The organism is Anaerosinus sp. (genome assembly GCF_965318445.1).
Window position 1 is genome coordinate 1 of record NZ_CBDNNH010000005.1, and the last position, 21,440, is coordinate 21,440.

16 protein-coding genes and 1 other RNA gene are annotated in these 21,440 nt (G+C 35.8%); 2 read left to right on the forward strand and 15 right to left on the reverse strand.

Annotation, left to right across the window (positions count from 1 at the left end; all coding sequences use genetic code 11):
* The 7 genes from ACWZFG_RS04035 to secG all read right to left on the reverse strand — a co-directional run.
* Window positions 1–475, reverse strand: a 475-nt coding sequence (locus ACWZFG_RS04035; protein WP_455577132.1) for an N-acetyltransferase family protein, incomplete at its 3' end; no start/stop codon positions are given.
* A gap of 213 nt (window positions 476–688) precedes the next feature.
* Window positions 689–1,041, reverse strand: a transfer-messenger RNA (tmRNA) gene (gene ssrA, locus ACWZFG_RS04040).
* Window positions 1,042–1,149: 108 nt separating this feature from the next.
* Window positions 1,150–2,262 (reverse strand): HD-GYP domain-containing protein, encoded by a 1,113-nt coding sequence (locus ACWZFG_RS04045; protein ID WP_177504807.1) that lies wholly within the window; start codon window positions 2,260–2,262, stop codon window positions 1,150–1,152.
* Between the two features lie 311 nt (window positions 2,263–2,573).
* Window positions 2,574–3,050, reverse strand: coding sequence for an SsrA-binding protein SmpB (smpB, locus tag ACWZFG_RS04050; RefSeq protein WP_147670087.1), 477 nt, complete (start codon window positions 3,048–3,050; stop codon window positions 2,574–2,576).
* 90 nt (window positions 3,051–3,140) lie between these two features.
* On the reverse strand, window positions 3,141–5,486 hold the full coding sequence (rnr, locus tag ACWZFG_RS04055; RefSeq protein WP_418627062.1) for a ribonuclease R: 2,346 nt from the start codon (window positions 5,484–5,486) through the stop codon (window positions 3,141–3,143).
* A 36-nt stretch (window positions 5,487–5,522) separates the two neighbouring features.
* The gene (locus ACWZFG_RS04060) at window positions 5,523–6,278 is read right to left on the reverse strand and encodes an alpha/beta hydrolase (RefSeq protein WP_177504805.1); all 756 of its coding nucleotides are present in this window, start codon (window positions 6,276–6,278) and stop codon (window positions 5,523–5,525) included.
* A 146-nt stretch (window positions 6,279–6,424) separates the two neighbouring features.
* Window positions 6,425–6,655: a preprotein translocase subunit SecG gene (gene secG / locus ACWZFG_RS04065; RefSeq protein WP_147670090.1), complete on the reverse strand. Its 231-nt coding sequence runs from the start codon at window positions 6,653–6,655 to the stop codon at window positions 6,425–6,427.
* A 510-nt stretch (window positions 6,656–7,165) separates the two neighbouring features.
* On the opposite strand from secG, the gene pckA reads away from it, so the two are divergent.
* Entirely contained in the window at window positions 7,166–8,746 is a 1,581-nt protein-coding gene (pckA, locus tag ACWZFG_RS04070) for a phosphoenolpyruvate carboxykinase (ATP) (RefSeq protein WP_177505002.1), read from the forward strand.
* Between the two features lie 121 nt (window positions 8,747–8,867).
* Here the strand turns inward: pckA and pyk are convergent, their stop codons facing one another.
* From pyk to eno, 6 genes are all read right to left on the reverse strand, one after another.
* Window positions 8,868–10,286, reverse strand: a complete 1,419-nt coding sequence (gene pyk / locus ACWZFG_RS04075) for a pyruvate kinase (RefSeq protein ID WP_177505003.1) — start codon at window positions 10,284–10,286, stop codon at window positions 8,868–8,870.
* Between the two features lie 104 nt (window positions 10,287–10,390).
* A complete protein-coding gene (locus ACWZFG_RS04080; RefSeq protein WP_147670093.1) occupies window positions 10,391–11,596 on the reverse strand; it encodes an anaerobic glycerol-3-phosphate dehydrogenase subunit C in 1,206 nt (401 codons plus the stop codon).
* An 18-nt stretch (window positions 11,597–11,614) separates the two neighbouring features.
* Window positions 11,615–12,856 carry an anaerobic glycerol-3-phosphate dehydrogenase subunit GlpB gene (gene glpB, locus ACWZFG_RS04085; protein WP_177505004.1) on the reverse strand — a complete coding sequence of 414 codons (1,242 nt, stop codon included), beginning with the start codon at window positions 12,854–12,856 and terminating at the stop codon, window positions 11,615–11,617.
* The gene (gene glpA, locus ACWZFG_RS04090; RefSeq protein ID WP_177505005.1) at window positions 12,846–14,459 is read right to left on the reverse strand and encodes an anaerobic glycerol-3-phosphate dehydrogenase subunit GlpA; all 1,614 of its coding nucleotides are present in this window, start codon (window positions 14,457–14,459) and stop codon (window positions 12,846–12,848) included. The genes glpB and glpA overlap by 11 nt, the downstream gene beginning before the upstream one ends.
* A gap of 412 nt (window positions 14,460–14,871) precedes the next feature.
* Complete coding sequence (gene phnD, locus ACWZFG_RS04095; RefSeq protein WP_177505006.1) at window positions 14,872–16,800, reverse strand: phosphate/phosphite/phosphonate ABC transporter substrate-binding protein; 1,929 nt, start codon at window positions 16,798–16,800, stop codon at window positions 14,872–14,874.
* A 251-nt stretch (window positions 16,801–17,051) separates the two neighbouring features.
* Entirely contained in the window at window positions 17,052–18,338 is a 1,287-nt protein-coding gene (gene eno, locus ACWZFG_RS04100; RefSeq protein WP_177505007.1) for a phosphopyruvate hydratase, read from the reverse strand.
* Window positions 18,339–18,549: 211 nt separating this feature from the next.
* Between eno and fliD the strand changes: the two genes are divergently transcribed.
* The gene (gene fliD, locus ACWZFG_RS04105; protein ID WP_455577133.1) at window positions 18,550–19,272 is read left to right on the forward strand and encodes a flagellar filament capping protein FliD; all 723 of its coding nucleotides are present in this window, start codon (window positions 18,550–18,552) and stop codon (window positions 19,270–19,272) included.
* 35 nt (window positions 19,273–19,307) lie between these two features.
* Here the strand turns inward: fliD and ACWZFG_RS04110 are convergent, their stop codons facing one another.
* Both ACWZFG_RS04110 and gpmI read right to left on the reverse strand, forming a co-directional pair.
* A complete protein-coding gene (locus ACWZFG_RS04110) occupies window positions 19,308–19,724 on the reverse strand; it encodes a CBS domain-containing protein (RefSeq protein ID WP_177505009.1) in 417 nt (138 codons plus the stop codon).
* Between the two features lie 167 nt (window positions 19,725–19,891).
* Complete coding sequence (gpmI, locus tag ACWZFG_RS04115; protein WP_177505010.1) at window positions 19,892–21,424, reverse strand: 2,3-bisphosphoglycerate-independent phosphoglycerate mutase; 1,533 nt, start codon at window positions 21,422–21,424, stop codon at window positions 19,892–19,894.
* Window positions 21,425–21,440 lie beyond the last annotated feature (16 nt).

Sequence of the window (21,440 nt, forward strand, 5' to 3'; positions counted from 1 at the left end):
GCTCCATAAGAACGACATCATGCCATTTTCCTGTACTTTTCATTTTAGCAAGCTTTTCACGTATTCCAATTTTTCTAAATCCACACTTTTTATGCAGTTGAATACTTGCTTCATTTTCTTTTATAATTGCAGAATATAGTGACCAGAAGCCCTGTTTCTCCGATTCTACCACTAAATAGTTCAATAGGAATGCACCAATTCCTTTTCCTTTAAAAACTTCATCAACATATAAACTAACTTCACCAATTCCTTGGTAACAGCAACGTGATGATACTAAACTCATTGCCACCCATCCTGCAACTTTCCCCTCTACAATTGCCACAAAACAACAATCTTTAATATGCCCAGAATTCCAAATTTCCCACTCTGGTGCAACCGTCTGGAAAGTTGCTAAATTGCTATGTATCCCTTGTAAATAAATTTCTTTTACTCTTTCCCAATGATTTTCTGTCATTCTTTCTATTAAGTACTTCATTAATACTCTCCCCTTTTTAGCAGCTTATTATTATAACCCCAAATTTAAACTATTAAATATTTTAGCAATATTATAGTTTTCTTTTTATTATATCCTATACTCATTCTGCTTTAGAGAAATATTTCCGCTTTCCACACCAAAAAGGCGTTAAGACCAAAAAAGTCTTAACGCCTGATTTTATATCTAAAGCAATTTTCCAAATCGCATTATTGCTGGTGGAGACGAGGAGAATCGAACTCCTGTCCGAAAGTATTGTTTCATAGGCTTCTCCGAGTGCATTTTGTGTTTTGAATTTAAAACCGCCGACGCTCACAAACTGGCTTCATTGGTTCGATCTCGATAAAATTTCCCAGTCAAGCCTCCGAGAATTGGCTCTCAGGTATCCCACTATTTGCCCCTGTTCAGTCCCGCGGGATTAGACCGAGAGAGGTTAGCATTAAGCTGCTAAAGCGTAATCTTCGTTAGCTTTTATATTTAATATAAAAGGTTCACCTTACTAACGGGTTGATGACCCCCCGACTCGCTACCTATGCACCAACTACCCCCGTCGAAACCATTACGTCCCCAACTGAGTAGTGTACAGTATTCTTTTTCTTCTACTGTACATGACAGTATATCACATCTAAAAAAATTTTTCAATTGTAAACTTTAGGAAGGGATAATATGTATCAATTTTAAATACGATTAAAGGCAGAAAATATTCCCATTAATTCATATTCGTCAAGAACCAATTCTATTTGTAAATCTCTATTTTGATATAAATCTACTCGTTTTGGATTTTTAAATGGTTTCATATTTTTATCTGCAATAATATGTACAATTGGAGTTTGCGTTCTACCAGTCTGTACATGAACAACAATTGCATAAGATCCTTCGTTTAACTTCAATATCGTTCCTACTGGATAAATCGCTACATTATCAAAAAAAAGTTTTAGTAAATTCGCATCGAAATGACTCGCATTAAATTTAGTCATAATATTAAACGCCAAATCAGGTCTATATGCTTTTTTATAGGGGCGATCTGAAGTCAAGGCATCATATACATCAGCAATTGCCACGATTTTTGCAAATTCATTAATCTCCTCACCTTGCAGTTGATGCGGATAACCCGTCCCATCCCATTTTTCATGATGTTGCTGAGCGATATAAATCGGAATATCTGAAGCTAGTGAAGCTCTTTCTAGTATCTCTGCACCTTTAAGGGGATGTCGACGCATAATTTCTTCTTCAAAAGGAACTAATTTACGAGGTTTTTTTAAAATTTCTATAGGCGTTTTCGTTTTACCTATATCATGAAGTAACGCACCAAGAGTAAGGATGTTTAACTGTGATTTCGTATAGTTTCTCATCGTGCCAAGCATCGTAGATAAAATAGCAACATTTACTGAATGCGAAAATGTATAATCATCATAGCGACGAATATCTGTAACTTGAATTAAGTTGTTGTGATTAGAAATCAAATCCTCTACAATTGAAGACGCTGTCTGCTTCATGAAATCAACATTGATTGATTCCGTCAATTGACAATTATTAAAAACCGCAAAAACATTTTGCAATGCGTGAGTACGTGTCTTTTCTTTTACGATATCATCAGTTTCGGGAGAAATGTCTAATATAGGATTCCCAGATAAAACATAAACAGAGGGAATATTCAATCGTGTTAATCTCTGAATATATGTTATTGTTAGTACTTGCCCACGAGTTAACAAAAAACATCCTTCCGGGTTATAAATGCTCCGCCCAATTACCATCCCAGGTTTCAAAGCTTTTATTGATAACTTGTGCATATTTTCTCCTTCCATTTCTATAAATTAAACAGAAGATTTTCCGCATTTACCATCACACAAATCCATTATCTAAAATAAACCTTTTCACGATAAACAAAGTTCTACTTTATAAACAGTATATAATTATTTATTATATACTATTTATTAATTAATTTGAATATTTAACAGAAAATTGTCTGCCGAGTCACTAGACAATTTTACACAAGGATATATAATTCCTTTTTCTTCTTTTAACTTTAATTTTTTATAATAATTTATCAATAAGATATAAAAATGGGGGTGTATTTTTATAAATACACCCCCATTTTTCTTTAATAACTTCTTTGCCGTTCTTTTAGTGCACGGTCTACTTCTCGTTTAGCTGAGCGTTCAGCTAAATCTTGACGCTTATCGTAGTTCTTTTTCCCTGAAGCTAATCCTAATTCTAGCTTTGCTTTCCCTTTTTTAAAATATATTTTTAAGGGAACTAAGGTAAACCCTTTTTCTCGCGTTTGGCTGAATAGTTTAATAATCTCAGCCTTATGCATCAAGAGTTTACGCGTACGAAGCGGTTCGTGATTAAAGATATTGCCTTCCTCATATGGACTGATATGCATATTATGCAACATAATCTCACCATTTCTAATTTGTGCAAAGCTATCTTTTAAATTTGCTTTTCCTGCTCGTAATGATTTTACTTCTGTTCCCGTTAAAACCATTCCAGTTTCAAAGACTTCATGTATATGATAATCATGTCTCGCTTTACGATTTTCTGTAGCAATTTTAATTCCTTCATTTCCTCTACCCATATTCTCACTCCATAACTCAATCGCCCGAAAACCCTCTACTATTAGCTTTGAAATATCAGCCTATTTTATCTACACTATGCCAAATAGGTTTTATTTTTTCTTTGCTTTCGTCTTGGTTTTTCTTTTGACGGTACTACATTTTTTCTTATCTGAGCGACTTTTTCCTTTCGGTGCAGATTCATACCATTTTGCACCACTCTTTTTCTTTTTCGATTTTTCTTTGCGTTCATCCTGCTTTTCTTCTTGTATTTCTAGGTTCCGAATAGGTGAACGTGTTTTTTTTGGTGCAACTGGTCTAAAGGTTCCATTATCAGCCAGGATAAAGTCAATTGTTTTATCTTCTACATTTGCATTCACAACAATAATTTTTGCTGGATCACCAAGGCGATAAACTTTCTTTGTCCGTTCACCGACAAGTGCATATTGTTCCTCTACATATTGATAATAGTCATTTTCCATACTGGAAACTCTGACAAGACCTTCTACTCCATTATCAAGCTCTACAAATATACCAAACGCTGTGACGCCATTTATTATTCCATCAAATTCTTCCCCAATAAATTGTTGCATATATTCAACTTTTTTCATTTCAACAGTTTCACGTTCTGCTTCTGCCGCAAGACGTTCACGTTGTGATGAAGATAGCGCAATATCAGGTAAAATAGTTTTTAGTTTATCTTGACGCTTTGGTTTCAATAAGCCATTGAAGTTTTCTCTTAGTAATCGGTGAACAATTAAATCTGGATAACGACGAATCGGCGAAGTAAAGTGTGTATAGTACTTTGCCGCTAAGCCAAAATGTCCAAGGTTTTGCGCCTCGTAACGTGCTTGTTTAAGAGATCTAAGCATGACCGTACTGATAATTCTTTCCTCCGGTTTGCCAGCTGTAGCCTTTAATATCTTTTGGAGTATTGCTGGCTGAATTTCTTCGCCCTCTTTTAGACTTGGTAAGCTTAAGCCAAAGGATTTTAACAAATCTTTTAATTTTTCAAGTTTACTCAAGCCCGGCTGTTCATGTACACGATACATAAACGGTAATTTTAATTTAAACATATGCTCAGCTACCGTTTCATTGGCAATAAGCATACATTCTTCAATTATAGATTCCGCTAAGTTTCTTTCCCGTTTTACCAGCTTAACTGGTTTTCCTGCTTCATCTAATTTTACTTTAATTTCTGGGAAGTCAAAATCAATTGCACCACGATTCATTCGCCGTTGTCTAAGTACATGACAAATCGCTTCTAAATTGTGGAGCATTGGTAAAATATCTTGATTATCTTGCGTTAATGCTTCATCTCTATCTACGAGAATTTTACGGACTATATTATACGTCAGTCGACGATATACTTGAATAACACTTGGAAAAATCTCATATTTCTTAACGTTACCGTTTGGGTCAATAATCATTTCAATCGACATTGCTAGGCGATCTTCACCGGCATTTAAACTACATATTCCATTAGATAACCTTCTGGGCAACATGGGAATTACTCTATCAACTAAATAAACACTTGTGCCACGATTTTTTGCTTCATAATCGAGTGCGGTATTTTCTCTGACATAGTAACTTACATCCGCGATATGCACACTAAGAAAGAACGTTCCATCCTCGCGCTTTTCAACATAAACACCATCATCTAGGTCCTTTGCATCATCGCCATCAATCGTAACGATACTGAACTCACGTAAATCACGTCGTCCTGTGATTTCTGCCTGATCAATTGTTTCTGGAACATTTTCTGATTCTTTGACGACTTTCACCGGAAATTCTAACGGCAAATCATGCTTTTTAATGACAGTAAGAATATCTATCCCCGGATCACCAATATACCCGATAACTTCAATGACCTTTCCTTCTGCACTTCTTCTATTTTCAGGCCACTTTGTGATTTCAACAACTACTTTTGCACCAATTTTTGCCCCATTAAAAGAGGCTTTCGGAATAAAAATATCCTGTCCTATTTTAGGATCATCCGCCGTAACAAAACCAAAACTTTTACTACTTTCAAACGTACCAACGATTCTTTTGTTTGCTCTTGTAATAATGCGGATAATTTCGCCTTCACGTGCTTTGCCAATTCCAGCAGCTCCATGGAGTCTTACGACAACTCTATCATTATTCATCGCACTGTTGAGCGCCGAAACTGGAATAAATACGTCCGTCTCTTCTTCACTATTTTTTACATCAGGAATTACAAAGCCAAATCCTTTACTGGTCATACTAAGCGTTCCAACAACTAGATTCATGCGCTCGGGTACACCAAATTTATCATAGCGCGTGCGAATAATTTGCGCATGATGCTCCATTTGATCGAGCAAAACCCAAAATTCCGTCAATTCCTCCCCTTTTATTTCTAAAGCTTCTGCTAAATCTTCCGCACTAAGAGGTCTATAGGCTTCATGTCTCATAAAATCAAGAATTTTTTCTTGTAGCATCGTTTTGTCCCCCAAAACTTTTTTTCATTAAAAAACTCAAATAGGATTACTGCGGTCTTTGTCAAGAAATTCTACAATCTTAGCAAAAACAATTTCTTTCTCTGTATCTAAAGTAACTAAATGGCCTGAGTTTTCAAGCCAAAATAATTCTTTTTCTTTACTCCCAGCCGAACGATAAATATATGCTGCACTATGATATTTTACAGTATGATCATTTTTGCTTTGCACGACTAAAAATGGTCTTTGCAAATCGGGTAAATGCTTAGCAATATGGCGAATTAACGCCAATAGACTATGAACACTTGTCAATGGCATCTTATTATAAGCAACTGTATAAATCGAATCAACACCTTGGATTTGTCGTCTTTTTTTCGGCACATATCTTCCCTTACAATCTTTTGGAGCTGGAATAAAACGCACTGCCTTATTCATAATATAAATAGGAGAGCTAAGTGCCACGACTCTATCAATATCATTATCTATTGCTAATTTAATCGCAAGTAATCCTCCCATGGATAATCCAATAACAGAAATAGATGTACAAATTCCTTTTAATAAATGATATCCATCTCTTACAGAATTATACCAATTTGCCCAATTGGTGACTTCCATTTCTTCCGGTGTGGTCCCATGTCCAGATAATCGAGGTGCTAAAACAGTATATCCACAAGCATTTAAATGTTTTCCTAGTAAAACCATCTCCGCTGGCGAACCAGTAAACCCATGAATAAGTAACACCCCTTTTTCACTACCGTATAATAAAAAAGGTTCAGCTCCTTTTAATATTGCCACAAAATCTTCCCCCAGATTTATCGTCTTAAATTATCATTACAATATATATTATTATACTTTATTTAAATTAATTTTCATAACAAAAATCGCCATATATAAAAACGTCCTGCACAAATCATGCAGGACGTCATAAGTAAAAATATCTATTAAGCTTGCATTTTTGCAATAATCAATGTAATAATTGCGAATAGTGCGCCTAAAACCATTGTCGTTTTTGCTAATAAAGCATCAATGCCTTTAGCTTTGCCACCAAATACAGCGTCAGCACCGCCAGATATTGAACCGCCCATACCCGAACTTTTGCTAGATTGTAAAATTACGCTTACAATTAACGCTAAACAAATAATAGCATCAATTACCATTAATGTTGTGGTCAAAATCCTGCACCTCCCTTAAACTAATCCTATTTATTCTATCATATAAAGATGAATATTAGCAAGAGATAGAACCGCATAATCAAGAATTTAATGATTTCTTTTTTGCATTTTTAGTTATAAAAAAACTCCCTATTCATAAAATTTATAAATTTAATTTTTAATAAAACAAATTTATAAACAATTGATTCTATTTATAAATTCATGAACATAATTTATAATAATAAAAATCAATGAGATTTATTTTTCACGATTATTTTCTCTTAAGGTACTACTTAGTAATAATAAATTAAATTTATAATTGTTAGAATATTTAAAAAAATCTAAATATTTTTAGAAAATTAGGAAGGTATTTTAAAATATTTGTTGAAATTTAACAAATATATAAAGAGGCAATGATAAATGAATCATAAATTTTGTTGAAATTTAGATATAGTATAAAATCAGATTACCCAAGTTTATTTACTTTTAGTATATACTTACCATTACGGTTTAAGGGAAAGGATGATTTATATGACTAACTTATCATGCGGCGGAAGCAAGGATTTCTTAAAAGGAGCTCGTAAAATTAAACGCAACCTTACTTATGTTGAATTAATGGAGGAAGCAGTAGTTCACAAAGAGGGGGTTATTTCTCACAAAGGTGCGCTTTGCGTTACTACAGGAAAGCACACAGGCCGTTCACCTAAAGATAAATTTATCGTTGATACGGCAGCTGTTCACGACAAAATTAGTTGGACAAATAATGCACCATGCAGTGAAGCAACTTACGATAGTTTGTACAAAATTATGACAGACTATGTAAGAGATCATCAGGTATATGTTGGCGATGGTTTCGCAGGTGCTGATCCTGAAAATCGTCTTCAAGTTCGCTTCATTACTGAGTTTGCATGGCAGAATCTTTTTTTACAACAATTATTTATTAAAGCAAAATCAGAGGAATTGAAAGAGGTTGAAGATTTCACTGTAATTTGTTTGCCAGGTGTACAGGCGGTACCTGAAGTAAATGGAACAAACTCGGAATGCTTTATTATTATAAACTTTGACACCCACACAGTTCTAATTGGCGGTAACCGCTATGCGGGAGAAATGAAAAAATCCATTTTCTCCGTAATGAATTACATATTACCGCAAAAAGGAATCTTGACAATGCATTGCTCAGCAAACGTTGGTAAAGATGGTAAATCTGCTTTATTCTTTGGGCTAAGCGGTACAGGTAAAACAACTTTATCAGCAGATCCAAATCGCTATCTGATTGGTGATGACGAACATGGCTGGAGCGAAAATGGGATTTTTAATATTGAAGGCGGATGCTATGCAAAATGTATTAGACTTACAGAAGCAACTGAACCTCAAATTTGGAATGCAATAAAATTTACAAGCGTACTAGAAAACGTCATTATTGATCCGCAAACGCGTATTCCTGATTTTGATGATGGTTCACTTACGGAAAATACAAGAACGGCTTATCCACTTGATTTTATTCCAGGAGCAATTATCCCTAGCGTTGCTGAACATCCTTCGACTGTGATTTTCTTAACAGCTGACGCATTTGGTGTACTTCCTCCAATCGCTAAATTAACCAAAGAGCAAGCAATGTATCATTTCTTATCCGGATACACCAGTAAAGTTGCTGGTACGGAACGCGGCATCACTGAACCACAAGCTACCTTCTCCACTTGTTTCGGCGAGCCTTTCCTTCCACTTTCTCCGCTTAAATATGCAAGATTACTAGGAGAAAAAATAGAAGAACACAACACTGATGTTTATTTAATTAATACGGGCTGGTCCGGTGGTCCTTATGGCATTGGAAAACGCATGAACCTACCTTACACTAGAGCAATGGTAACTGCTGCTTTAGATGGCAAATTAGATAGTGTAGAATGGGAACTTGACCCTATCTTTAATATTGCAATTCCTAAGTATTGTCCAGATGTCCCTTCTGTTATCTTAAATCCTCGCAATACTTGGGAAGATAAGGACGCTTATGAAAGACAAGCAAAAAAACTTGCTGAATTGTTTAACAAAAATGTCGTAAAATTCAAAGGTGAAATGACCGACGAGATTTTAAATGCCGGTCCAAAGCACGAATAAAATCTTTCTCACTACAAGTTCACTTCAATATAAAAAGCTGCATTCGTTTAAAGCGAATGCAGCTTTTCTATGTTTATTTTACAAAATCCAAAGTTTTAATAAATCGCTAAAGATTAGAAAATTAAACTGTATGAACTTTAATCATATTTGTGTTGCCAGCGGCACTTAAAGTAATACCAGCAGTTACAACAGCAATGTCACCTTTTTTCAAGTAGCCTTCTTCAATGGAAGTTTTCATTGCACCTTCAATCATTTCGTCAGTGCTGCTCCAGCAAGATCCAACGATTGGGTATACGCCCCAACGTAAGTTTAATAAACGTTGTGATTTTGCATTAGGAGTTACAGCAATAACACCAGCTTTTGGACGGTATTTGGATACCATGCGAGCTGTGTAACCACTTTCAGTTGGAGTTACAATTGCAGAAGCATCTAATTCATAAGCAAGTTGTACAGTTGCATGGCTGATTGCATCTGTAGTGTTAGCTTGTCTTTCAATACCTTTATTTGTAAGAAGCTCATTGTATTGTAAAGAGTTTTCAATACGATGCGCAATTTTATTCATTGTTTGAACAGCTTCTACAGGGTAGTCACCAGAAGCAGTTTCACCACTTAACATGATTGCATCTGTACCATCCATAATTGCATTTGCTACGTCACTAGCTTCCGCTCTCGTACAACGAGGATTGTTAATCATGGATTCAAGCATTTGAGTTGCAACGATAACTGGTTTACCAAGTTTGTTGCATTTTTCAATGATCATTTTTTGAATTAATGGTACATCTTCAGCTGGAATTTCTACACCAAGGTCACCACGAGCTACCATGATTCCATCGGAAGCTTCGATGATTTCATCAATATTTTGAACGCCTTCCATGTTTTCAATTTTAGAGATGATTTCCATTCTAGCACCATTTTCTTCAACTAATGCACGAATTGTTTTTACATCAGAAGCACGTTGAATGAAGGAAGCTGCAATGAAATCCATATCATTTTTAATACCAAAAAGGATATCTTGGCGGTCACGATCGGAAATCGGTGGTAAATTAACAGCTACGCCAGGAGCTGCAACTCTTTTTAAAGTTCCCATGATACCAGAGTTCATAACTGTTGTAACGATATCTGTACCGTTAATTTCTTCTACAGTCAAGCTAACTAGACCATCAGAAAGTAAAATTGTGTTACCTGGTTTTACTTCTTTGTAAAGTTCTTTATGACTAACGGATACACGTTCTGCTGTACCAGGAGTTGAATCATCAGTTGTTAAAGTAAATTTTTGGCCTGCAACTAATTGTACTTTACCATCAGCGAATTTACCAAGACGCATTTCTGGCCCTTTTGTATCTAATAATAAAGAAGGCATTTTTCCAGTAGCTTTACCAGCTTCTCTTACTTTATTAATGCGATCAAGATGCTCTGCATGATCACCATGAGAAAAGTTGAAACGAGCAACGTTCATTCCGTTTTGCAATAACGCTTCAATAACTCCTTCTTTTTCTACGCTAGGACCCATAGTACAAACAATTTTCGTTTTCTTTAGCATTTTAAACTATCCCTACCTATTTTTATAAATTTATTCTTATTATATTACATCATGGCTTTAAGCAAGCACTTAAAGCCATGACCAACCGCAATACTAATCAATTATTATTTGCTATACGCCCTGCTTAAAATAGTCAATGGATGCAACGACTCTAAACCACTACCACTTGTCATTTGTAAACGGCAAGTACCACATTCAGAAAGAGCTGTTTTTGCACCAGATTGTTTAATACGATTAAACAATTTTTCACCAACTTTAAGAGAAACAGGACGCTTATCCTTTTTAAAACCATAACTACCAGAAATACCACAGCAACCAGCATCGGCATTTTCAATTTCAAGACCTGGAATCAAGCTAAGCACTTCAAGACTTGGCAAACCAAAACCATGTGCACGTAAATGGCAAGCTGCATGGTAAATAAATTTCTCGTTAATTGGTGCAAAGTTTGTATTTAACTTGCCTTCTTCATGAAGAATTTCAAGATATTCAATAGAATCGTACAAGTGTTTTGCGTTATTTTCTGCATCTTCAGAATGAAATAACTCTTGATATTCCTGTTTAAGCATTAAGCCACAGCTTGTGCATGCAGTAATTACATCATACCCTTTATCAATCCATTTTTTGATTAAGGCAATATTTTTATTTGCATTTTCATGAGCTTCATCTAAATATCCACCAACAACTAATGGAGACCCACAGCAAACGAATGCGTCATCAACGATAACTTCAATTTTGTTAGCTTGGTATACTTTTACTAGATCTACACCAACTTCCGGTTGGTTATAGTTAATGAAACAACCAGGGAAGAATACAACCTTTTTAGGGTAGCTAGTTTGTTTAATTTTTTTGAATTTGCTTATAAAAGATTCACTAGCAAAAGCAGGAGTTGGTGCATCAGCAGCAATTCCCATTGCTTCCATAATGCCAAGACCTTTACCAATTGACATTCCCATATTAACTAGGCTAGAACCAAATGGAATAGAAGTCACTAATTTACCCATTTTTTCGCTATGTGCAAGCATATCGTCAGCTTGAGTTTTGCGTTTATGAGTTTTATAGTATTCAGCACGAGCAAGCATATTTAGTGTCGATACAGGAACACCAGATGGGCAAGACATATCGCAATTTTTACAGTTTGAACAATAGTCAAGCATAACATCGTCGCCATCTGTTAACTTTCTCATTCTTTCAAAAGCAGGACCAGTCATTTTAGGTCCGCGGAATTCTCTTGTAGCTGCAGTTACAGGACAATTTGCAACGCACACAGTACAAGCGGTACATTTATCTGGATCAATTAAATGTTTAGTCATCTTATCATCTGCACTCCCTTATAAAGATATAGCCGCTTTATAAGCTGTCGCTATCGCTACACCATTACCTGATTTTTCAAAGCAATAATCGTAACCTGCTAGGCTGCGACCAACCACTTTAACATTGGAAAGAAGTTCATTTCCTTCACCGTCAACTGGTGCAAGTGAGCTGTTTACAAGAACACCCAATTGCGCAAATAGTTGTTTTTCTTCAGAGAATAAGTTTTTGTTAGACCAATCAGTTTGTACTGTTGGTGCAGGAATTGGTAAACCAAAAACAGGCTCAACCATTTTACCAATTTCAGCTTTTAAACCGCCGCCGAAAACGCCACCACTAGCTAAAATAAATTCTTTTGCATAGTATTTACGTTCTCTATCAAAACCTTCTGTAACAACATATTCGCATTTACCGTTCTCGATATGTGAAGATGTTACTTTTGCTTTTTCAATAATTTTAACGCCTAATTTTTTAGCATAGTTTAAAAGCATAACGCGTAATCTATAGCCTGTTACAGATGGAGGCATAGCTGAAACTTCAATAAATTTGCAAGATAGGCCTTTTTCTAAAGCTTCTAAAACTTTATAATCTGGAGCAGTTCCAAGCACTGGAGGTACCACAACTGCCATACCAGGTTTAACTTTATCTTTAATTTGAGCAGCAAATTCATTGCGGCCTTCAGCTGAATCTAACCAGCGAGCAACGTCCATAGCGTTTACATCACGTCCAGCGAAATTTAAATTCACAACTGTTTCACTAACGGATTTTTTATCGCCATAGAATTTTTGTAAATTTTTTGCCACAATATGTGCATAAAAATCTTTTAAAGTATCAAAACCTACAACTAATACTTCTTTCGCATTTTCTAAAACAGTAACATCCATAGTTTTAGAAGTTAAGCAACTTGGTTTGAATGTGCCAACAGCCGTCGGAATCCATTGATTGTGATCTAATTCACCAATATAAGCATAACCTTCAGCTTCAGTAATTTTTTTGAAAGCATTGAAAGCTGCACTTACTACTGATTTACCAACTTTGGCATAAGGATGTGATTCTGCTACATTTGCTAAAGCAACGCTTGGTTTTGCAACTGGTTTTGCATCATCAGTATACCCAATTGCATCAATAATACCACCGCCGATAGTTAATGTACCAGCACCATACGTAAGAAGTTGAACTTTTTTCCCTTTTTCAGCTGCCACACATGCAGCTACTAAACCTGCTAAACCGCCGCCAATTACTAATACATCACTATTTCTCATCGTTAATCATCGCTCCATTTATGTTTAAAGTCGCATCATAAATTCCGCGCGTAAGTTCAGTATCTCTAAACATATTGCCCCAAAGAACAGGACGGATACCTTTCCAGCGGGATTCGATAAATTCTTTGAACAAGAAAGTTGTATCTTTTGCCCAAGGGAATTCTTCATTATCTAACGCACCAACTGCACGGTAAGCACAGAAAGCCCCTTGGCAAGTCCCCATACCTAAACGAGTTCTGCGACGTACGTCACTTACTGTATGACTGCTTGGTTCAGCAGCAATTTCTTGAATTTCTGCAAGTGTAACGTTTTCACATTCGCAAACCAATTGTTTTGTTTCCGGTTTAGATTCCATACGATCCATTACACGTTCTAATTTTTCATTACCAAGTCTGGAAGCTGCAAGTTCAGCACCATACGTTGGGAATACTTTTTTTGCTCTGCTCATCAAAGCAGGAGTTGGATCATCTACTAAATTTTCTTCAGCTGTACGACATTTTGTAGTAACACCTAATTGAGCACAAACCATGTCACATACTTTTTCAGCCATTAATCTATAAGTTGTGAATTTACCACCACATACACTCATAAAGTGTTTTACGCCATCATGCGCATGGTCAAGGGCAACGAATCCACGGGAAGCGTTACGACCACCAGCATTAGGATCAGCACTATAAAGTGGACGAGTACCCGCAAATACACGTAAAATACGGTAATCATAAATATTTTCAAAAGTTGCTTTACCAACTTCCATCATTTTTAATACTTCATCTGTTTCAGTATGTGTATCTTCTGGCGCACTATCAATGGAACTAGTACCTAAAATTGTAATAGAACCATGTGGAACGAAGATATCAGCATCAGAAGGCTTATGAAGTCTATGAATTACACGATCGCAAATACGATGATTGAATGCAATCAAAGTACCTTTACTTGGTTTAACGTTTACGTTAAGACCTGCCATCGCAGCAACTCGACCTGCAAAAGAGCCGGCAGCACTGATTACATAATCACAAGCGATTTTATCGACTTTTCCAGTCCATCTATCTTTGATTGTAACCCCTTGAACAACACCATTTTGTACATCAATACCGATAACTTCAGTATAAGTCATACAACGTCCGCCATATTTTTTTGCGGAGGCAACATTTTGCCATGTCATTCTAAAACCATCAATCGCAGCACCAGGGCAACGATATGCAGATAAAATTTTGCGGCTTAAATTTGGTTCTAACCGGCAAGCTTCATCTACAGAAATAGGAATCGCAGAAATACCACATTCTTTACAAGCTTTTACCCATTCTTCTTCGAAAGCTTCATCATCTTCCGGAGTACGAATGAATAAGCTTTCTGTAGCTTCTACACAGTGTTTACCAATTTTGCGTAAGATCATATTTTCTTCAATACATTCTCTTGCTGCCTCTTTATCCTTTACAGCATAACGACCGCCACTATGAAGTAATCCATGATATCTCGAACTAGTCCAGTAGCCCAAATCATCACGTTCTACCAAAATTGTATCTACTCCACGCATACACAAGTCACGGAGTATCCCAACCCCAGTAGCTCCACCACCAATTACTACAACTGTTGCTTTTTGCATATCCGACTCTCCTTTGTAAAAAAATAGAACAATCCACCTTACACTGGCGCATATCTCACCAACAGGGACTGCTCTGATAAATTATGACTTGGCTTATTTTACTGCAACCGGCAAAATAAGCAATCCCAAAAAAGGCACTCTTCATGCCTTTACTCGGATTCTCAAGTTCTCATCCGACGCTATTAAATTTCACGCCAATACTATTATAATCGCATAATGTAAATAGAGCAATACTTTTATACTATAATTTTGACATAAATACACAATATTTTCTGGTAAAATGCAAAATATTATGAAAATAATTTTCAATCAAATTTTGCTTAAAAACATCCAAAATTTTTATTTTTCTGCAATATAAACACAAGACCCAAGGCATATAAAATGTCTTGAGTCTCTTCAATATATATTACAACTATTGCACTAACGATGAAGCTTTTCTTACCACTTCATAATCACTATCGTTAGTTTTTACGAATCCATTAATCTTTGTCTTGCTGCATTGTGTCTGCGTTTCTGAAAGCGATTCGAAAGCCTTGCGAAGTTTTTCAACGATTTCTTCATCAAATCCAGGGGAAGCAGCGATAACATCCTTTGGAATTGGCTCTGTTTGCGAAATAATTCTTAGTCTATCTACTGGAACTCCAGCCTTTCTCGCTGCATCCATAGCCTCAGAATAAGTTGCTCCAGCATCAATCCCACCGTTAAGGACTTCTTCAATTACCCGATTATGACTGCCAAGGAAGTGGGTTTCAGCAAAGTATGTATCAGGATTTTTTCCCTGCTCTACGAGTAAAGCCTTTGGATATACATAGCCGGATGCTGATTTTTTATCAACAAAGCCGAAACGTTTTCCCTGCATATGATTAACACTATCAATATCACTATCATTACGTGCAACAATATATCCTAAGTAAGAAGTTGCCTTGTTTACAATCGGCGTTACAATTGGGATAATATTGGCTCTTTCTTTCGTCGAAACATAAGCAAATGGTGAAAACCAGCCGACATCAACCATTTTTTGCTCTACGGCTTTTCCCAATGCATCATAGTCCGAAACGATAATTACTCTAGCTTTGCAGCCAATACTTTTTGCCGCTTGTTCTAAAATAGGTACATAGTTTTCTTTAATCGCTTGTGGAGAAACGAAAGGATTTACACCAAAAATGATTTCATCTGATTGCTTATAACGGCTAGCAATTCTTTGCATTTTTTCCGCTGTTGACAACATGGATTTTGCATGTCCAAAAATCTCTTCGATATTTTTCTCTTGACTGTTCACACTTTCTAATGAAGTATGTGTACTTCCCGCAATATGTACAGTTGCATGGCCAATTGTCTCAATCACTTTTGCCATTTGCTCTGTTGTATCTCTTTGGTTACCAGCTAGATTGCACAAATGATTTACATTTTTCTCAATACCTTGTACATCACTGACAATTTCATTAATCGCGTCTGCCGAACTCTTCGCTAAAGCTTCTACATTCTGCAATTCAGTATTTCCCGCTTGCATATTACGCGTTACTTCTGCCGTTTTTTCAGTAATTTCACGAACTATATCTTCAATTTCTTTCGTCGTTAATTCACTTTCACCAGCTAATTTTCTAACTTCTTCTGCTACGACTGCAAAGCCTCTACCGTTTTCGCCTGCTCTAGCTGCCTCAATTGCAGCATTTAATGCTAATAGATTAGTTTGACTTGCTATCCCACGAATTTTTTCTACGAAATCTGTAATTTTGCTCGACGCAATATTTAAATCATCAATATCACGCACTGCAGTTTGTACTACTCGTACAACATTCAACATAGATTGACTTACCTCTTCAATTTGTGCGTGATGTTTGCGCGCAATCTGGGAAGAAGTCTGACATTGCGAAAAGCTATCTTGGGATGCCTGTGAAACAGTAGTGGCTGCAGAAGCAATCTCTTCTACACCAGCAGTAGCTTCTTCGATATTACTTGCATTAATTTCACTATTACGACTAATCTCATCAGATAACTTACCTAAACGTTGTAAAACATTTTGATATTGCGATACACCCCAAACAAGTTGTTGCGCTGAAAATCCCAACTCTTCTGCCATACCTAACATATCTTGTTCAGGATCCAGCTCTTTTACGTTTGTATCTTTCTTGACTTCTTTTGGCTTAACAATCGAAGGCTCTAAATTCCCACTATGTTGTGCGCAAGAGCTCTGTCCCATAAGCAAACTTGCTCCCACTGCAACTACTAAAGCAGCCCCTAGAGCTAAAATGATACTATTTGTCGCACCATAAACAAAGATACCAATACCACTACCAATGAATGTAATAAAGGCTTGATACAATACTACTTTTTTGTCCACGATTATGCCTCCTCCATACTCGTTATACTATATGCAAAAATCAGCAAATTATTTCTATTAAATCACCTCAAATTATTCATGATACACCTCATGCAAATAAAAATAAAGTTAATATATATTAACTTTATTTAAACATTTAATTGATTTTTCCTCTATTTTACGAGACATATTTCCTATATTTTTAAAGAAAAAACTACTGAATTTTATATGAACGATTTAAGTCCATTATAATTTCCAGTAGTTTTTCTAACTTATTTTAAATTATAAAATACACATCGACCTTTGTATTCGGCCAAACAATCCAATTCTTCCTCAATTCGTAATAATTGATTATATTTGGAAATGCGATCACTTCTTGAAAGTGCTCCTGTTTTAATTTGTCCCGCATTTACGGCAACAGCAATATCTGCAATCGTCGAGTCCTCCGTTTCTCCAGAACGATGGGAAACAATACATGTATACCCTGCACGCTTTGCCATCTCCATCGCTTCAAAAGTCTCAGTTAACGTCCCGATCTGATTTACTTTAATTAGAATAGAATTTGCAGTCTTACTATCAATTCCCTGTTTTAAGCGTTTTGGATTTGTAACAAATAAATCATCACCAACCAATTGAACACGGCTACCTAATTTTTCTGTCAGCTGACGCCACCCATCCCAATCATTTTGATCCATACCATCTTCGATTGATATAATTGGATATTTATTAACTAACATTTCGTAATACTCAATCATTTCAGATGTCGTTTTACGTACACCTTCACCTTGCAAATAGTAAGTACCATCTTTATACATTTCTGATGCTGCAACATCTAAAGCAAGCTTTACTTCTTCACCCGGTTTATAGCCAGCTTTATCTATTGCTTCAACAATAACTTTAAGTGCTTCTTCATTAGAGCTTAAATTAGGAGCAAATCCGCCTTCATCACCTACTGCTGTATTTAGGTTTCGCGACTTTAACACTGCTTTTAATTGATGGTAGATTTCCGCCCCCATTCTCAGAGCTTCACTGAAAGATTTTGCACCAACCGGCATAATCATAAACTCTTGAATATCGACGTTATTATCAGCATGCTCACCGCCATTTAAGATATTCATCATTGGCACAGGTAACTGTTTCGCATTAAAACCACCAAGATATTGATATAATGGTAAATCCAACGATTTCGCTGCTGCATGTGCAACTGCCATTGATACACCTAAAGTAGCATTCGCACCTAATTTGCTTTTATTTTCTGTTCCATCTAGTTTACAAAGTAATTTGTCAATACCAATTTGATCTGTTGAGTCAAAACCTACAATTTCTGGTGCAATAATCAAATTTACATTATCAACTGCCTTTTGCACACCTTTTCCTGAATAGCGATCTTTATTTCCATCTCTAAGTTCTACAGCTTCATACATTCCAGTAGATGCTCCTGATGGTACAGATGCTCTGCCAATTGTTCCATCTTCTAGTACAACTTCAACTTCAACCGTGGGGTTTCCACGCGAATCCAAAATTTCACGTGCAAATACATCTTCAATTATTCTATTCATTTTCTTACCTCCTAAAAAAACTTTGATATCAACCATAGTATGCATTTTCATATTGCATATTATGTAAAAGTAGTACTATTACAAACTATAACAACCTTTAATATCTAAGTGAAAACTCTCTAAATAAACTCTTCTTGCACTTTATAACAAAATGTGTTATACAAATAGTATAAAGAAGGGTTTGTAAATACTTATGAAAGGAGTTTTAATTATGAATGTTAATTCTGTTGCTTCTATGAGTCAGATATTTTATAAAATTTTTCATACATCACAAAATAACGCATTGTTTAATCATGTTTTAAATCAAGGTTCAAGTACTAATTCTTTATTTAGTTCAACTAACAACACTCTAAATTATAAAAATTTACAGGATATTTTATCAAATCGTTTAAATGAACACAAACAATTACTTAGTGATTTAGATACATATAATAAAACTTCAACAAGTTTTTATAATGATTATTTGCCCGCAATGAAAAATTTAAAAAATTCTTCTACTGCATTGAATAATACCTTATCAGATTCCACAGCATCAGCTGATACAATAATAGCCAAAGTTAAAAACTTTGCATCAGATTATAATAAAACTGTAGATGTCTTAAATGCGAATAGTAACTTATCTAATAAAATATCCAACCTGGCAGAATCCTTTGCTTCGCCGAAATATAACAGTCGTGCATTTACCTCCATAGGGATTAGTGTAAACGATAAAGGAACTCTTACGATTGACGAAAACAAACTAATGACTGCCTTAACCAATGATTTAGGAAAAGTAAATGAATTGTTAGGTGGCAGCAATGGATTAGCGAACAAGACCGCACTTAAGGCGGATTCTTCTATCGCAAATTCTACAAATTTAATTTCATTTCCTAAGCTGCTAAACAGTTCTGTAAACAGCTTCATGCCTGGAATATTTCTTGACTTATATGCATAGAAGATCTAAATCGCTTTTAGCGATTTAGATCTTTTTTATTCTTCAATTTTATTTAAAATCTCTTTTGCATAGTAGTTAATAATATCACTCCGTCTAATAATCCCGATAAAAATACCGTTATCATCTAAAACAGGCACAAAGTTTTGCGCACTCGCGAGTGTAAGTAAATCTTCAATTTCAGCATCAATCTTCACCGGTGCATTCGTCATTCGCCAATTGATTTCCGTGATTTTAATATGCGAAGTTTTTGCAAACGTCAATCCAGGCGTATTTTTTAACTTCCATAATAAATCTCCCTCAGCTAATGTTCCTACATATCTTCCCTTATCATCAATAATGGGAACCGCAGTATAGCGATGATATTCCATTCTTTCTAATGCTTGCCGCATATTTGAATTCACATTTAAAGTTACAACTTCTTCTTTGGGTATTAGAAAAAAAGCAATATTCAATCAATCATCTCCTCTTCACCATAATGCCCCATAATCCTATACAAACTTCTCTCTAAAATTAAGCATATAGCAAAGAGTATGAAAAATCAACAAAAGAAATGAATATTATACAAAAAGAGCACTAGAAAAATAAACCTCATTCTAGCGCTCTTTTTTACTAATTCATCTTATTTTAGCAAGGATTTCCCAGTCATTTCAGTAGGAACTTTAATACCAATAATATCAAGAATTGTTGGTGCAATATCAGCTAAGCGACCATTGTTTACAGTCCTGCCAATTTTGTCTTTTCCAACAACGATAAACGGTACTTTGTTCGTTGTATGTGCAGTGAATGGTCCACCAGTGATTGGATCAACCATTTGATCTGCATTACCGTGATCGGCAGTAATGCATACCGTACCACCAATTTTAAGCATAGCGTCTACCAAACGACCAACACAAGTATCTACAGTTTCAACGGCTTTAATTGCTGCAGGAATTACACCTGTGTGCCCTACCATATCACCATTTGCATAGTTTAAGATAATCACATCATGATTTTTTGCTTCAATTTCAGCAACAACTTTATCAGTGACTTCAATTGCACTCATCTCTGGTTGTAAATCATAAGTTGCAACTTTTGGTGAAGGTACTAAAATACGTTGTTCATTTTCAAGTGGAGCTTCTACACCACCATTGAAAAAGAAAGTTACATGAGCATATTTTTCAGTCTCTGCAATGCGCAACTGCTTTAATCCATTATCTCTTAACACTTCACCAAATGTATTTGTTAAAGTTTGTGGATTATAAGCAATTTCTACATTAAGACCTTTTTCATACTGTGTCATTGTTGCAAAGGCAATTTCCATATAACCTTTTTGACGAGCAAAACCATCAAATTCTACATCCGTAAATGCATGTGTCAACTCTCTAGCTCTGTCTGGTCTAAAGTTAAAGAAGATTGCGCCATCTTTTGCATTCATGCCAGTATAATCGCCAATTACTGTAGGCACAACAAATTCGTCTGTTTTATCATCTGCATAGGAATTCTTTACACATTCTACTGCTGTAGTTGCTTTATTTCCTTCTGCACACGCAATCGCTAAATATGCTTTTTCAACACGATCCCAACGTTTATCGCGATCCATTGCATAGTAACGTCCTGATACAGTTGCAATTTTGCCTACACCTATTTCAGCTATTTTTTCTTCTAGCGCTTCGATAAATTCAACTGCGCTAGATGGAGGAACATCACGCCCATCAAGGAAAGCATGTACATAAACATCTTTAACCCCTTGTTTTTTTGCAAGTTCCAATAATGCATATAAATGGGTGTTGTGACTATGCACACCACCATTAGATAAAAGCCCCATTAAATGTAATGCCCCACCAGCAACTTTTGCTTTTGCAATTACATCTAAAAGTACAGGATTTTCAAAGAATTCGCCTTCGCGAATAGCTTTTGTAATTCTAGTAAGCTCTTGATATACTACACGGCCTGCACCAATATTCAAATGACCTACTTCGGAATTTCCCATTTGGCCATCTGGAAGTCCTACAGCTTCGCCAGAACAAGCTAGGGAAGTATTCGGATATTTTGCAAGAAGTCCGTCCATTACTGGTGTATTGGCTACAGCTATTGCATTGTTAGGATCATCTGCTTTACCAATACCCCAGCCATCAAGAATAACTAACGCCACAGGTGCAGTTAATTTTTCCATTTCTTTCATTCCACCT